This window comes from Armatimonadota bacterium, assembly GCA_031459855.1.
Taxonomy (GTDB): Bacteria; Sysuimicrobiota; Sysuimicrobiia; order Sysuimicrobiales; family Humicultoraceae; genus Fervidifonticultor; species Fervidifonticultor primus.
The window spans coordinates 930246-944131 of record JAVKHP010000001.1 but is presented as its reverse complement, the minus strand read 5'-3'; the positions used below and the strand labels follow the sequence as shown (position 1 = coordinate 944131).

Genomic DNA, 13886 nt, shown 5'->3' with positions numbered 1-13886 from the left:
TTCCGCCGGGGTCGACGCAGGCCACCTGCGCGTACTGCGGGTGGGCCTCCGGTTCCAGTGATCGGCGACGTCTCCGCCAGGTCGACACGCACACGCCGTCGCTGCAGCTGGCGCGCTCCGGGGAGCTGGCGCCGCGCGCCCTGGCGCGGTGGCCTTGCCGGTGGGTGGACGCGCGCTGTGCTCAGGCTCGCCCGGCGCAGAGACGACTGCTATACTCAGGAGGCGGCGCTGCGCGCAGCGGTGCGGGCTGCCGCAGCGAGCAGCGGGTGGCATGTCGGGGCGAGCGACCACATGCGCCGCGTCGGCACGCCGCAGGCTGCCCCCATCGTCTAGGCAGGCCCAGGACACCGGTCTTTCAAGCCGGTAACGCGGGTTCGAATCCCGCTGGGGGCACCAGTGCAGGCACGATGCGCGCGTGTGCAGTACAGGGTCGGCATCAGTGTAGCTTCATCGCGTCCTGGTCCGTCGCACCGGTTTCAGTTGTCCGATGCGCATTCCAGGTCCAGGGCGAGCCCGCGCGCCCACGATCGTGGCAAAGACAACGGGCTCCGCGCATGTCGCGAGCGTGTCCAGGGTAGCCGGCGCGTCGATCCCGGAATGACCGTGCGGACGGAGCACGTTCGCTATTGCAGGCAGCATTCCTCCGCGGGCAGTGTTTCCAGGCGAAAGGAGCCGCACCGATGGATCGTCGGATCAGGCACGCGCTGCTCGGCGTCACGCTGGTGGGGTCCCTGCTCCTGCCCCTGCAGGCACGGGCCCAGGCGCCCCGTTCCCCCACCCCTGAACCCACGGCGGCCCCCGTCCGGGTGGTCACGGTGGCAGAGGGGTTGGAGCGTCCCTGGGGGCTGGTCTTCCTCCCCGACAGGCGCATCCTGGTGACGGAGCGCCCGGGACGCCTGCGGATCGTCGACGGCAACGGGCGTCTCTCGGCCCCGCTGGCGGGCGTTCCCCAGGTCCTGGCCCAGGGACAGGGCGGCCTGCTCGACGTCGAGCTGAGCCCGACGTTCGTGCAGGACCGCTCCGTCTACCTCTCCTTTGCGGAGCCGGGCGATGGCGGGGGCAGCACGGCGGTGGCGCGCGGGCGCCTGGGCGAGGCCGGCCTCGAGGGTACCCAGGTCATCTGGCGCCAGCAGCCGAAGGTCCCCAGCGTCAACCACTGGGGCTCGCGGCTCGTCTTCCGCCGTGATGGCACGTTGTTCGTGACGCTGGGCGACCGGTTCGCCTACCGGGAGCGTGCGCAGGACCTGTCGACGACGATCGGCAAGGTCGTGCGGATCGCCCCCGACGGGTCGGTCCCGCGCGACAACCCGTTCGTGGGACGTGAGGGCGTACGGCCCGAGATCTGGTCGTACGGCCATCGGAACGTGCAGGCGGCTGCCCTTCACCCGGAGACCGGACAGCTCTGGACGGCCGAGCACGGTGCCCGCGGTGGCGACGAGCTGAATCGGGTCGAGGCGGGGAAGAACTACGGCTGGCCGGTCATCACCTACGGTGTGGACTACTCGGGGGCGAAGATCGGTGAGGCGACCGTGAAGCCCGGGATGGAACAGCCCGTCTACTACTGGGACCCGGTCATCGCGCCCTCGGGCATGGCGTTCTACACGGGCGACGCCTACCCGGGCTGGAAGGGGAGCGTGTTCATCGGCTCACTCAATCCGGGGCTGCTGGTGCGGCTGGTCCTCGAGGGTGACCGGGTGGCGCGGGAGGAACGCTACCTGGCAGACCTCCACGAGCGCATCCGCGACGTGGTGCAGGGGCCCGACGGGTTGCTCTACCTGGCGACGGACAACCCCCGAGGACGTATCCTCCGGCTGGTCCCGATGGGGCGATGACGGACGGAGGCGATGACGGGCGGCAGAACGGTAGCGCTCAGATCCTGAGGCCACGGTGGACGTCGGCGAGGGTCCCGACGCGGCGATGATGGGCGGCAGCATGGCAGGCACGTGGACGTTGCTCCTCGCAGCAGGAGCGGGATCGTACCGGAAGGCACCAGGGGGCGCACGGTGCTCCGCCGCGTAGCCAAGTTCGTCGGGCAGGTCACGGGCGACAGCCGCAAGGAATGGCTGGTGGTCGCCAGCGTGCTGGTGCTGCTGGCGCTGGCGGTCGCGCTGGGCTGGATTCGTCTGGAACTGCCCCGTGCGCCGTAGCCCCCGGTTGGCGCCGGCGTCGGCCAGGCCTCGTCCGCTCGCTTCCCTTCGGCCGGTCCCCGACCGTCCCTACGACATGACCAACCGATGTCAGGCCACCTCTCAGTCGGCGCGCGCCACGGCCGTTTGCTTCCTTTCGGTCGATTCCGCCGCTCCCACGATACAACGAATTGACGCCAGGCCTGCAGCTCGTCGGCGCGCGTCCTTGGGGTTCTACTTCCCCTCGGTCGGCTCCACCGCCCCCGCGGGCAGGGCGCGGCGGGTGCGCGCCCACTGCAGGACGCGATCCAGCACGACGTAGAACGCCGGGATCAGGAACAGGCTGGCCAGCGTCGAGGTGACGAGCCCGCCGACGATGGCGCGGGCCAGGGGCGCCTGGAGCTCGGCGCCTTCCCCGATGCCGACAGCGAGCGGCAACAGGCCGAACATGGTCGTCGCCGTGGTCATCAGGATCGGCCGCAACCGGCGCTGGCCGGCCCGGGCCAGGGCTTCCAGCAGGGGAAGACCCCGGTGCTGGAGTTGCAGCGAGTAGTCGATGAGCACGATGGCGTTGTTCACGGCGACACCCACCAGGACGATGGCGCCCAGCCCCGACTGGACGTTGAGGGTGGTGCCGGTCAGCAGCAGGGCGCCCAGCACGCCCACCAGCGCGAACGGGACCGCCGCCATGATCAGGAAGGGCTCGAACAGGCGCTCGAACTGGGCCGCCATGACCATGTAGACCAGCACCAGGGACATCAGGAAGCCGGAGAGCAACTGGGAGAACGACTCCTGCTGCTCTTCGAACTCGCCGCTGAAGGCCACGGCGAACCCCTGCGGGAGCCGCTGGGCCAGGACCGCGCTACGGACGTCGCGGAGCGTGCTGGCCACGTCACGGCCGGTGATGTTGCCGGTCAGCGTGACGACCCGCTCGCGGTTGCGGCGTTGGATTTGCGTGGGGCCCGGGGTGCCGGTGACTTGCGCCAGCTGGCGCAGCGGGACGATGCCCCGTGGGGTGCTGATGGGGAGGGCCGCCAGGCGGTCGGGCGTCAGGCGATCGGCCTCCCGGAGGCGCACGACGACGTCGACGTCCTCGCCGCCGCTGCGCAACAGCGCGGCCGTGCGGCCGCCGACGTAGGTGCGCACGGACGCTGCGACCTGGGCCGCCGTCGTGCCGAAGGCGGCGGCCCTGACCGGGTCGACCTGCACGGTGAACTCCTCGGCGCTCTCCTCCCGGCTCACCTGCACGTCGGTGACGCCGGGGATGCCCTCCAGCACGCCGCGCAGCCGTCGGGCGGTGGCGTTGCCGACTTCCAGGTCGAAGCCGCGCAGGTCGATGCTGATCGGGTCGGGGGACCGGAAGAAGAACAGCGAGCTGAAGGGGCGGAAGATCACCGTGGCGCCGGGGATCCGGACGCGGCGGCGCAGGTCGGCGATGACCTCCTGGGTGGGCGGGGCGTCGGGCGTCAGGCTGACGCGGAAGGTCGTGACGTGGGTGCTGGTGGCGGCGAACGTGCTGCCCACCAGCGACAGCACCAGGTCGGTGCCCGGCGTCTGTGCGATGAGCACCTGCTCGAGGCGGCGCGCGGTGGCATCGGAGACGTCGAGGGCCGTCCCGCGCGGGAGCTGGACGATCATGAAGAACCCGCGCTCGTCGGCCTGGGGGAACGTCTCGCGGCCCAGCAGGGGCAGCGCGGAGAACGCGACGACGATCAGGACGATCGCGGTGCCAATGACGACGAATGGACGGCGCATCGCCCGGATCAGCACCGCCCGGTAGACGTCTTCCACGGCGCCAAACGCCCGTTCGGCCATGGCCGCCAGGCGACCGGCCGCCCCGCGCCCGTGGCCCACGACCAGGGCGCGGGCGGCCAGCGAGGGGATCAGGGTCAGGGCGACCACCAGCGAGCAGAGCAGGGCGAACGTGACCATGTAGGCCAGCGGGCGGAAGAGCACGCTGGCGATGCCGGTGGTGAAGAACATGGGCAGGAAGACCACGACCGTGGTCAGCGTGCTGGCCATGATGGCCGTGCCCACCTCGCGGGTGGCCTCTTCGGCGGCCAGCAGTGCCGGGCGGCCTTCCTCGCGGTGCCGGAAGATGTTCTCGAGGACCACGATGGCGTTGTCCACCAGCATGCCCACTGCCAGCGCCAGGCCACCAAAGGTGATGAGGTTGAGGGTGAAACCGCCCCAGAACATCAACAGGAAGGTGGCCAGGATCGACGTGGGGATGGCCGTGGAGATGATCAGGGTGCTGCTGACGTTGCGCAGGAACGCCAGCAGCACCACTGCCGTCAACGCCGCGCCCACCAGGGCGGCGCTGCGCAGGGTGTCGATGGACCGCCGGATGAATCGGCTGCCGTCGTTGATGGTCACCAGCCGGGCCTGGGGGAACTGCTCGTTGATCTCCCGCGCCACCCGGAAGATGCTGCGCGCCACCGCCACGGTGTTCGTGCCCGACTGTTTGGAGATGGCGATGAGGATACCCGGGCGGCCGTTGATGCGTACCAGCGACGTGGGCTCCTCCCGGGTGTCCACCACCTGGGCCAGGTCGGCCACGCGCACGGGCAGGCCCTGGCGCGTGGCGACCACGACCCGCGCGATGTCGTCGACGGACGCAAAGCGGCCGACGGTGCGTACCACCCGGCGCTGCGTGCCCACGCGCACGTCGCCGCCGGGTTCGACGGTGGCCTCGGCACCCAGCGCAGCGATGACCTCACGGTCGGAGACGCCCAGGGCTTCCAGGCGCTGGCGGTCCAGGAGCACGTGCACCTGGCGCTCGCGGCCGCCGCGGACGTCGACGTTGGCCACCCCGGGAATCTGCTCGAAGCGCGGCTTGTACTCGTTCTCGGCCAGGTCGCGCAGGGCGTCGACGTCGCCACGGGCCTCGATGCCGAGCAGCACGATGGGGAACAGGTTGGGGTCGAACTTGGCGATGCGCGGGGTCTCCGCGCCGTCCGGCAGGCGGTCGCGGACGCGGTCGATGGCGGGACGCACGTCGTTGGCGGCCACGTCCAGGTCGGTGCCCCAGTTGAAGCGCAGCTGGATGCTGCTCCGCCCCTCGACGGAGTTGGACGAGATCTGCGTGACCCCGGGCACCGTGCTGAGCGCGTTCTCCAGCAGGACGGTGACCTCGCGCTCGACCTCCTGGGGGCCCGCCCCGGGGTAGTCGGTGGTGATGTTCAGGGTGGGGAAGGAGATGTCGGGGAGGAGGTCGACCGGGAGCCGCGTGAACGCCACCAGCCCCAGGAAGGCTACGGCCAGGTAGATCATGGCCGTGGTCACGGGCCGGTGGATGGCGCCGCGGGCCAGGTTCACGGTCGCGTACCGGGTGGCCGGCCCGGCTCCCGGACGGGGTCGGGGCTGGGCGGTGTGGTGCCGGGGGACCGCCCGGTGCGGGGGCGGTCGGGGCCCGCATCGGTGCCCGCAGGACCCTGTGGCCGGCTGGGGCCTGTGCGGACCTGCATGCCGTCGCGCAGCCCCTGCTGGCCGGCGACGACCACCTCCTCGCCGGCGGTGAGGCCGTCCACGATCTCGGAGCGGCTGCCGTCGACGTAGCCGATCCGGACGCGGCGTTCCTCGACGACGGTCGGGGAGCGCATCACGAAGAGCACTGCCGCATCCCCGCGGCGCACGATGGCGTCGGACGGTACCATGAGGGCGTCGCGCTCGTCGAAGACCACGGTGGCCCGGACGAACATGCCGGGACGCAGTGCGAGATCGCGGTTGAGGACTTCGACCACGAGCTCGACGCTCCGGGAGGCCGGGTCCAGCGCCGGCGCGCGGCGGGCGATCCGCCCCTCGAAGACCCGACCGGGGACCGCGTCTGCGACCACGCGGGCACGACTGCCCGGACGCAGGCGCGGGAGGTCGGTCTCGGGCAGGCGCACGACCACCTCGACGGGCCGCAGCGTGGCGATGGTGGCGATCACCGTCTGGGTGGAGACGACGGCACCACGCTCCACCGGCACCCGGGTGACGACGCCGCCGATGGGCGCGGTGATGCGCAGCTCGCGCAGGCGGGCACGCTGTTGGGCCAGCGTGGCCTCGGCCTGCCGCACCAGGGCTTCCTGTGCCTGGAGATCCTCGACCCTCGGCCCCTGCCGCACCAGCGCCAGCTGCTCCTGCGCGGCCCGCAGCCGGGCTCGTGCCAGCTCGACGTCGGTCTGGGCGCGATCGACCGCCGCCCGGGCCACGAGGCCGTCGGCGAACAGCTGCTGCGTCCGGGCGAGCTCCCGTTCGGCCTGCGCCAGCGCGACCTCGGCCTGGTGGACCGCTGCCTCGGCCTGGGCGACCTCCTGGGGGCGGGCACCCGCCCGCAGCTGGGCCAGCCGGGCCCGCTGCACGTCCAGCGCAGCCTCCGCCTGCCGGACGGCGTGCTCGAGCTCAGGGTCGTCCAGCCGGGCGACCAGCTGTCCGGCGGCGACGACCGCGCCCTCCTCGACGAGAATCGCACCCAGGCGCCCGGGGATCCGCGCGGTCACGTCGACGACGGCCGACGCGCGAACCTCACCGGGAAGCGTCGTCTGTTCCACGAGCCGCGTGGCCACCACGGTGGCGGTGCGGACCAGCGGCACCGGCCGCGGCTGCTGCTGGGGGGCTTCGCGGGCAGCCGACCGCCGCCCGATCCACTGGGTCGCTCCGACCACGGCGAGGGCCAGTGCTGCCAGGAGCCCCAACGTCAGGAGGGTACGGAGCAGGCGTCTCATGATGGCGGCCCCATCCATCTTCGTATATGACGGCCCTCAGCCGGGCAGGGTTTGGCCGGTGGTCTGCAGGCGCGTCATGGGGCCAAACCGCGCCACCAGCTCGTCGAACTCCCGGGCGTCGTAGAAGTCGCAGGTGCCCGCGCCGAACGCTTTGGCGACCTCCAGGCAGAACCGCACGGCTACCTCGATGTCGGCGGCGTCGCTGGCTCCTGTCGCCGACCCCGGGACCATGGTCTCTGCGGTCAGCGCGAGCCCGAGCACCGGTGCCCGGGTCGCCGTCGCGGGCTGGAGGATGCTGTTGATGTGCCGCAGCCCGGTGCCGTATGGCGTGATGTCCTGCGTGGTCAGCGGAAGGATGACCGGTGGTCGCCCGGTCACCCACTGGTAGAGATCCAGCAGGGCGTCGGGCGCGGGGAGAATGTACCCCTCCTTCACCGGGAAGGAGATGGCGATGCCCTTGTGGTTGATCACGCGGTTGCCGCGCGTCGTGTCCACGGAGATGATGGCCTCCATGGCCGGATCCACCTCGCGGGCGTTGAGCACGGCCATGTCCACCGGTGACATCATCATGGGGACGGTCGGCGTCTCGCGCACCAGCGCCCGCGGGCAGATGTGCGTGGCGAGGATCACGTCACCGGGGAGGACGTCGCCCTCGCGGCGCATGTCGGCCAGCTTCAGGGCGCACGCGATGGCGGTGATGGCCCCGTCGGCGTCGGAGACGAGGCCCAGCCGCGCCGGCCGTGCGCCGATGCCGCCCAGGCGGCCGATGATCCCCAGCGTGCGCGCGTCGCCCCCGCCGGCGCGGCCGCGGGCGCCGGGGACGAAGATCCGGACGACGTCAGTGGTCCCATGGGCACCCTCGACCCGCTCGACCTGGCAGTCCGCGCCCCGTGTCCGTAGGACAGCGGCCACGCGCTCGCCGGTGACGTGGGCGGAGTCCAGCAGGTCGTAGGCTTCCAGCGTATGACTCCAGCTCATGGCCCGGCCATCTTCGCGTGGGCGCCGGGCGGCTCCTCCCGCAGGTGGCCGGCGTTGTCGACGGGCAACCCGGAGTGCTACGATACCCGCGGCTTGCCCATGGACGTGGAACCACCGGTCGTGCCCCCCGAGGTCGCCGCGCGCGCCGCTGCCGCCGTGGGCTGGGCGCGTGCGCTGCGCGAAGCGGCAGCGATCCTGCGCCACCAGGCCGCCACGTTCAAATTCCATCCTCTCACCGGCGAGCGGCCGGCGCCCGGGCCCGCCTTCCTCGAGGCGCTGCGGCGTCTGGAACACGTCGTCGGCGAGATCCAGCGCGCGCCCGCGGTGCTGCTGGCGACCGATGCGGACCTGGCGGCGGCGGGCGATGGCGCGCGGCGGGACCTCGAGGCCACGCGCGAGGCCATCGCGCGAGGCGCGCAGCTCACCGCGGCCGCCGTGCAGGCGCTGCAGGCGGTGCTCCAGAGCCCCAACGGCGCCACCCTCGACGCGCCCTACGGGGGAGGCGCCCCGCGCCGGCACCACCCGGGCGCGCTGTGCACCATCGTCGCCCAGCGGGCCGAGGAAGTGGCGGCGGCGCTGGAAACGGGCGCCGTGCTGGCCGCGAACCTGGCGCTGCGGCCGCGATGAGCGCGGGATCGCGCGCCACCTCCCCGCACCGTGATGCGCCCGCCACGCTGGCGGCCCTCAACGAGACGATCGTCGCGTGCCGCAAGTGCCCGCGGCTGATCGCGTACTGCCGCAAGGTGGCGCGGGCGAAGCGCCGGGCGTTCCGCGACTGGGACTACTGGGGGCGGCCGGTGCCCGGGTTCGGCGACCCGGCTGCCCGGGTCCTGGTGGTGGGGCTGGCGCCGGCCGCCCACGGCGGGAACCGCACCGGCCGCATCTTCACCGGCGACTCCTCGGGCACCACCCTGATGGGCGCGCTGTACCGGACGGGGTTCGCCTCGCAGCCGCACTCGGTCGCCCGCGACGACGGGCTGCGCCTCGTGGACCTCTACCTGGTGGCCGCCGTGCGCTGTGCGCCTCCCGACAACAAGCCGCTGCCCATCGAACTGGCCCGGTGCCGGCCGTACCTGGTGGCAGAGCTGCGGTTGCTGGAGCGGTTGCAGGTGGTGGTGGCGCTCGGCCGGATCGCGCACGACGCGGTGCTCGCCGCGGCCCGCGAGCTGGGCGCCGCGCTCCCCAGGCCGCGGCCGGTCTTTGCGCACGGTGCCGAGGCGCGCCTCGCGTGGGACGGCAGGACGCTCGTGGTGATCGCGTCCTACCATCCGAGCCAGCAGAACACCGCCACGGGCCGGCTGACTCCTGCGATGCTGGACGCGATCTTCCGACGCGCCCGGGCGCTGCTGACACCATCGGCGCCTCCATGATGCCCTGATGCCCGCGGCGCCTGCGTGACGCCTGCGGGCGACGACAGGGCGCCATGCCCCGGGACCCGACGGACCAGCGCAGGACACGTTGGCGGGGGCCGATAGCCGGTGAGCCCGGTGGTTCCCAGCGATCGGCGGTCCAGCTGGAGGGACACGGCTGCGTGAGTCCGACAACCGCTGAGATCGGCGCCCGACGCTGGCTGCTGGCCGCAGTGGCAATGGGGAGCCTCCTGCGCCTGGGGCTGGCCGTGCGGGTCCCTCTTGGCGACGACGAGCTCTACTACCGGCTGTGGGCGCAGCACCTGGCCTGGAGCTATCCCGACCACCCGCCGATGATCGCCGCCGTGGTGGCGACCTCCATGCGGTTGGTGGGCGACGGCCCGCTGGGCATCCGGGCCCTCGGCCTGGTGCTGACCACGCTGGTGCCCCTGGCCGTCTATGCGGCGGGACGCGCGCTGCACGGCGAGGTGGCTGGACAGCGCGCCGCCTGGAGCGTGCTGCTGCTGCCCGCGTTCGCCGTGGGCGGGACGTTCGCCTTCCCCGACACCGTGCTGGCGCTGTGGTGGGCTGTCGGGCTGTGGTGCGGCTGGCGCGCGCTGCAGCGGGGCGGCGTGTGGTGGGTCGCCACCGGCGCCGCTGTTGGCGGGGCGTTGCTGTCCAAACTCACGGGCCTGGCGCTGGCGCTGGGTATCGGCGGGGCGTGGCTCGCCGCGCGACCGCGGCCGCGCGACCCCTGGCTCGTCGCGGGTGTCGGGGTGGCCATGGCGCTGTGTGCGCCGGCGGTGCTGTGGAACCTGCGCCACGACTGGCTGCTTGTCCAGGTCACGCTGGGGCGCGAGCCCTGGACGGGCAGCGGGACGTGGGTGCAGCGCGTGGCACTGTTCGCCGGCGGGCAGCTCGCGTACTACGGGATGCTGGCGCCGGTGCTGGTGGCGGCAGTCGTCGCGGCGGCGCGACGCGCACGCGACGTCCGCTGGCGCTACCTGGCGTGGACGAGCCTGCCGCTGCTGGCCGTCATGAGCGCTGCCGCCCTGGGCGGCCGCACCAAACCCCACTGGCCGGCACCGGCGTACCTGGCCGCCGCGCTGGCACTGGGTGGGCTCGAGGAGGCGTGGACGGGCCGGTGGGGGCGCTGGGTGCGCGGGGCCGCGGCGGTGACCGCGGCGTTGAGCGCGGGGCTGGCCCTGGCGGGACTCTCGCCGTGGGGTGTGGCCGCCGTGGCCCGCGGCATCGGCGACTGGGACCGCGCCGCCGGCGTGGTGGCACGGCACGCGGCTGCGCTGGCAGGTCCGGTCATGGTGCTGGCGGACAGCTACCAGGCGGCGAGCCACCTGGCGTATCGTCTGGAGCCACGGCTGCAGGTGATCGCCGTCGAGCGCGCGTTCCTGGTGTGGCAGCGGATGGACCAGTGGACAGGCAGGCATGCGGTGGCCGTGGAAGAGCCCGGCGGAACGCCGCTGGACCTGCCGCGGCGGTGTCGGCGCCTGCGCCGGCTGGAGGACGTGACGCTGGGTCCCGGGCGCGTGGCGACGGTGTGGGCCTGCGAGGGGCTGCGTTCCCCCTGAGGCGACGTCGGACGCGTCCTTGACGGTGCGTTTTTGCGCTCCATATACTGGGAATGCCTTCCTGCGGGCGGTTAGCTCAGCGGTGAGAGCGCATCCTTCACACGGATGAGGCCGCAGGTTCAAATCCTGCACCGCCCACCACGGTCGCGGCTGCGTGTCTTGCGGGAACGACCCGCCATGGCGAGCATGGCGGGTGTGCTGGAGGACGGTCGTGCGTGATCCCAGGGTGGAGAAACTGGCCCAGGTGCTGCTGCACTACTCGCTGCGCGTACAGCCCGGGCACCTGGTACGCATCAGCGGCATTCCGACCGCCGCGCCGCTGATCGAAGAAGCCTATCGGGCGGCGCTGGCGGCCGGCGCCCACGTGGTGGTCCGCGTGCACCTGGACGGGCTGGACGAGATCTTCTACAGGCACGCCAGAGACGCGCAGCTGCGGTTCGTCTCGCCGCTGGCTGCCCAGGAGGTCGAGGTGATCGATGCCGACCTCAGCATCTGGGGGAGTTCGAACACCCGGGCGCTGACCAGTGTGGACCCGAAGCGGCTCGCGCTGCGGCGCGAGGCCACCCGCGGACTGGTCCAGCGGTTCCTCGAGCGGGCCGCGGCCGGGGCGCTGCGCTGGGTGGGCACGCAGTACCCCACGCCGGCAGACGCCCAGGAGGCCGAGATGTCCCTGGCCGAGTACGAGGAGTTCGTGTTCACCGCGGGGAGGCTGGACCACCCGGATCCGGTCGCGGCCTGGGAAGCGGTACGGCACGCCCAGGCCCGGGTGATCTCGCTGCTGGAGGCGAAGGACGTGCTCCACGTCCGCGGGCCGGACGTGGACCTCACCGTTCGGGTCGGCGGCCGGCGATGGATCAACGCGGCGGGCGAGCACAACTTCCCCGACGGCGAGATCTTCACCGGCCCCGTGGAAGATGCCACCGAGGGGTGGATTCGCTTCTCGTACCCCGCGATCTACGGCGGTCGCGAAGTGCAGGGCGTCCGCCTGCGCTTTGCCGGGGGGCGCGTCGTCGAGGCGGATGCGGCGAAGGGACAGGAGTTCCTCCGGGCGATGCTCGACCTGGACGCCGGCGCCCGCGTCGTGGGCGAGGTGGCGTTCGGGCTCAACGAGCGGATCACGCGCTTCACGCGCAACATCCTGTTCGACGAGAAGATCGGCGGCACCATGCACCTGGCACTGGGGGCCGGGTATCCCGAGACGGGCTCCCGGAACACGTCGGGCCTCCACTGGGACATGATCTGCGACCTGCGCACGGACACCGAGATCCTGGCCGACGGCGAGGTGGTCTACCGGGACGGGCGGTTCCTGGTCTGAGGACAGCGGACCAGACGCCGAACGAGACGCCCTCGTGGCGCGAGCCCACGCGACGGCGCGCAGACGGCCGTGCATCGGGCGCTGCGGGGCCGGCGCAGCCAGCGCAGGCGCTGCGGGGGTGGGCCTCAGGCGCGCTCGAAGTCCTCGATGAGCTCGTCGAACATCTGATGCGTCTCTTCGCTCACCTGGTCCGCCATCTCGGCGTAGCGCGGGTGCTCCATCGCCTTCGTCTGGATGTTCTGCACCATGGTGGCTTCGATCTCGCGGAGAAAGGCGATGACCTCGGCGCGCGGGAACTCGCCGAACTCCCCCGCTTTGAGGCGGCGGACGAACTCGTCGAGGCCACGCATCTCGACCTGACAGAGCTGCTCGTAGATTTCCCACAGCCGCTCAGTCATGGCAGACACCCCGCCGCTGTGACCAGTGCGGGTGTTCGTGCGCGTGCGGGAGATTCCTCCTGCACCGGCCAGACCATCCGGGGCACGACGGGGCCCCGCCTCCGGAGCGGCGCACGGCTGGCAGCCAGGCTGGTGCGGCTGCGGGACAGTAGATGTCGGCGTGTGCCAGGGAACGGACCACACGGTCGTACGCGGTCATCCCGGTTGCCGCGGCCGTGGGGCGGCGAAGGCGGTCGGCGCCGGGAGGACGGCAGGCCCGCTCGCACGCGCCCGGCCGGGAGACGGCGGTGCTGGCACGGGCGGCGTCATGGACGGCGTCCTTTGCGCCCGCGGGTGGCTTTGCTAGAATGAGAGCCGGTCAGGCCGGCGTGGCTCAGCGGTAGAGCGGCGCACTCGTAATGCGCAGGTCACGGGTTCGAATCCCGTCGCCGGCTCCAGAGACATCTCGCATGGCCAGCGTCAGTCCGCTCGAGCGCTGATGGCGTCGTACTGGGAGGACCCGGAGGTCGTCGAGCGTTTCGCGGCGCGGCCTCCGGACGCCCGCATGGTCGAGCTGCTGACCGGTGCACCGCCGCACACGCGGGTACTCGACCTGGGGTGCGCGGGTGGGCGCAACACGGAGTGGCTGGCGCGCGCGGGCTTCGACGTGTGGGCCTGCGACAGCGCCGCGGCCATGGTGGCGCGGACGCGGGCCCGGGTGGCGCCCTACCTCGGCGAGGCGGAAGCCCGGCGACGGGTGCAGCAGTGCCGGATGGAGGACCTGCATCCGTTCGAGACCGGGACGTTCGACCTGGTGGTGGCCCTGGGCGTCTACCACGAGGCGGCGGATATGGCGGCGTGGCATCGTGCGCTGGCCGAGACGGCGCGGGTCCTCGCCCACGGCGGGCGGTTGCTGGTGCAACAGTTCAGCCCGCGTTCCGATCCCACAGGGCAGGGCATCCGGCGCCTGGCAGACCACGTGGTCGAGGTCCCCGGCCCCCGGCTGCGGCGGATGGTCTTGCTGGAGCCCGACGAGCTGGACGCGCTGGTCGCATCCCACGGGTTCGCGCCGCTGGCGCCCACCACGACGACCAGGCGTGCGACCGACCTGGGCGGCTTCTGGGTCAACGTCCACGGGCTCTACGTCCGCGCGTGACGGTGCGGGCTGGTCGCCCGCGCCCGGAGGTATAATGGACCCCGGAGGTGCGCAGGGATGGGCAACGTCGGGCCCATGGAGATGCTGGTGATCCTGCTGGTGCTCCTGCTGCTCTTCGGCCCCAGTCGCCTGGCGGGGCTCGGTGCGGCCGCAGGCAAGACGATCCGCGAGTTCCGCAAGGCGATGAGCGAGGTGGAGGAGGAGATCACGAACCCCCGGCGGACGCATTCCGACTCGTAACCACGCGTACCCGCGCCCGGCGTGATGCGCCGCGCGGTGCTTGCAGGCCG

12 protein-coding genes and 3 tRNA genes are annotated in these 13886 nt (G+C 72.4%); 11 read left to right on the top strand and 4 right to left on the bottom strand.

What is annotated here, in order from left to right; all coding sequences use genetic code 11:
* Nucleotides 1-318 precede the first annotated feature (318 nt).
* The 3 genes from QN157_04325 to QN157_04315 all read left to right on the top strand — a co-directional run bounded on the left by QN157_04325 (nucleotide 319) and on the right by QN157_04315 (nucleotide 2147).
* Nucleotides 319-396 (top strand) — tRNA-Glu (locus QN157_04325).
* A 284-nt stretch (nucleotides 397-680) separates the two neighbouring features.
* Nucleotides 681-1832 carry a PQQ-dependent sugar dehydrogenase gene (locus QN157_04320; protein ID MDR7554811.1) on the top strand — a complete coding sequence of 384 codons (1152 nt, stop codon included), beginning with the start codon at nucleotides 681-683 and terminating at the stop codon, nucleotides 1830-1832.
* A 171-nt stretch (nucleotides 1833-2003) separates the two neighbouring features.
* Nucleotides 2004-2147 (top strand): hypothetical protein, encoded by a 144-nt coding sequence (locus QN157_04315; GenBank protein MDR7554810.1) that lies wholly within the window; start codon nucleotides 2004-2006, stop codon nucleotides 2145-2147.
* Nucleotides 2148-2360: 213 nt separating this feature from the next.
* On the opposite strand, the gene QN157_04310 is transcribed toward QN157_04315, so the two are convergent.
* Genes QN157_04310 through QN157_04300 form a run of 3 tightly spaced genes read right to left on the bottom strand, consistent with a single transcriptional unit; the run spans nucleotide 2361 to nucleotide 7813 of the window.
* Nucleotides 2361-5444 carry an efflux RND transporter permease subunit gene (locus QN157_04310; GenBank protein MDR7554809.1) on the bottom strand — a complete coding sequence of 1028 codons (3084 nt, stop codon included), beginning with the start codon at nucleotides 5442-5444 and terminating at the stop codon, nucleotides 2361-2363.
* Nucleotides 5441-6835, bottom strand: a complete 1395-nt coding sequence (locus QN157_04305; protein ID MDR7554808.1) for an efflux RND transporter periplasmic adaptor subunit — start codon at nucleotides 6833-6835, stop codon at nucleotides 5441-5443. The genes QN157_04310 and QN157_04305 overlap by 4 nt, the downstream gene beginning before the upstream one ends.
* 36 nt (nucleotides 6836-6871) lie before the next feature.
* On the bottom strand, nucleotides 6872-7813 hold the full coding sequence (locus QN157_04300; GenBank protein MDR7554807.1) for a DUF1177 domain-containing protein: 942 nt from the start codon (nucleotides 7811-7813) through the stop codon (nucleotides 6872-6874).
* A 54-nt stretch (nucleotides 7814-7867) separates the two neighbouring features.
* Between QN157_04300 and QN157_04295 the strand changes: the two genes are divergently transcribed.
* From QN157_04295 to QN157_04275, 5 genes are all read left to right on the top strand, one after another.
* Entirely contained in the window at nucleotides 7868-8440 is a 573-nt protein-coding gene (locus QN157_04295) for a hypothetical protein (protein MDR7554806.1), read from the top strand.
* Nucleotides 8437-9183 (top strand): uracil-DNA glycosylase, encoded by a 747-nt coding sequence (locus tag QN157_04290; protein ID MDR7554805.1) that lies wholly within the window; start codon nucleotides 8437-8439, stop codon nucleotides 9181-9183. The genes QN157_04295 and QN157_04290 overlap by 4 nt, the downstream gene beginning before the upstream one ends.
* A gap of 161 nt (nucleotides 9184-9344) precedes the next feature.
* Nucleotides 9345-10748 (top strand): glycosyltransferase family 39 protein, encoded by a 1404-nt coding sequence (locus tag QN157_04285; GenBank protein MDR7554804.1) that lies wholly within the window; start codon nucleotides 9345-9347, stop codon nucleotides 10746-10748.
* Between the two features lie 65 nt (nucleotides 10749-10813).
* Nucleotides 10814-10889 (top strand) — tRNA-Val (locus QN157_04280).
* 70 nt (nucleotides 10890-10959) lie between these two features.
* A complete protein-coding gene (locus tag QN157_04275) occupies nucleotides 10960-12063 on the top strand; it encodes an aminopeptidase (GenBank protein MDR7554803.1) in 1104 nt (367 codons plus the stop codon).
* 125 nt (nucleotides 12064-12188) lie between these two features.
* On the opposite strand, the gene QN157_04270 is transcribed toward QN157_04275, so the two are convergent.
* Nucleotides 12189-12461 carry a hypothetical protein gene (locus QN157_04270; GenBank protein MDR7554802.1) on the bottom strand — a complete coding sequence of 91 codons (273 nt, stop codon included), beginning with the start codon at nucleotides 12459-12461 and terminating at the stop codon, nucleotides 12189-12191.
* 362 nt (nucleotides 12462-12823) lie between these two features.
* On the opposite strand from QN157_04270, the gene QN157_04265 reads away from it, so the two are divergent.
* The 3 genes from QN157_04265 to QN157_04255 all read left to right on the top strand — a co-directional run bounded on the left by QN157_04265 (nucleotide 12824) and on the right by QN157_04255 (nucleotide 13836).
* Nucleotides 12824-12898, top strand: a tRNA-Thr gene (locus QN157_04265).
* Between the two features lie 41 nt (nucleotides 12899-12939).
* Nucleotides 12940-13596 (top strand): class I SAM-dependent methyltransferase, encoded by a 657-nt coding sequence (locus QN157_04260; protein MDR7554801.1) that lies wholly within the window; start codon nucleotides 12940-12942, stop codon nucleotides 13594-13596.
* 57 nt (nucleotides 13597-13653) lie between these two features.
* Nucleotides 13654-13836, top strand: a complete 183-nt coding sequence (locus QN157_04255) for a twin-arginine translocase TatA/TatE family subunit (protein MDR7554800.1) — start codon at nucleotides 13654-13656, stop codon at nucleotides 13834-13836.
* Nucleotides 13837-13886: the final 50 nt, after the last annotated feature.